This is a genomic window from Citrobacter sp. wls615, assembly GCF_005281355.1.
In the GTDB taxonomy this organism is placed as follows: domain Bacteria; phylum Pseudomonadota; class Gammaproteobacteria; order Enterobacterales; family Enterobacteriaceae; genus Citrobacter; species Citrobacter werkmanii.
In genome coordinates this window covers 1-513 of record NZ_SZXM01000052.1, presented here as the reverse complement: position 1 = coordinate 513, position 513 = coordinate 1, and the positions used below count along the sequence as shown (strand labels likewise).

Annotated in this window: 1 rRNA gene; it reads left to right on the top strand. The window is 52.6% G+C overall.

Features of this window, described 5'->3' with window-relative positions:
• A 16S ribosomal RNA gene (locus FDX04_RS14465) occupies nt 1-503 on the top strand; the annotation flags it as partial.
• Between the last annotated feature and the right edge of the window lie 10 nt (nt 504-513).

Sequence of the window (513 nt, the reverse complement as noted above, 5' to 3'; positions counted from 1 at the left end):
TGAGACAGGTGCTGCATGGCTGTCGTCAGCTCGTGTTGTGAAATGTTGGGTTAAGTCCCGCAACGAGCGCAACCCTTATCCTTTGTTGCCAGCGGTCCGGCCGGGAACTCAAAGGAGACTGCCAGTGATAAACTGGAGGAAGGTGGGGATGACGTCAAGTCATCATGGCCCTTACGAGTAGGGCTACACACGTGCTACAATGGCATATACAAAGAGAAGCGACCTCGCGAGAGCAAGCGGACCTCATAAAGTATGTCGTAGTCCGGATTGGAGTCTGCAACTCGACTCCATGAAGTCGGAATCGCTAGTAATCGTGGATCAGAATGCCACGGTGAATACGTTCCCGGGCCTTGTACACACCGCCCGTCACACCATGGGAGTGGGTTGCAAAAGAAGTAGGTAGCTTAACCTTCGGGAGGGCGCTTACCACTTTGTGATTCATGACTGGGGTGAAGTCGTAACAAGGTAACCGTAGGGGAACCTGCGGTTGGATCACCTCCTTACCTTAAAGAA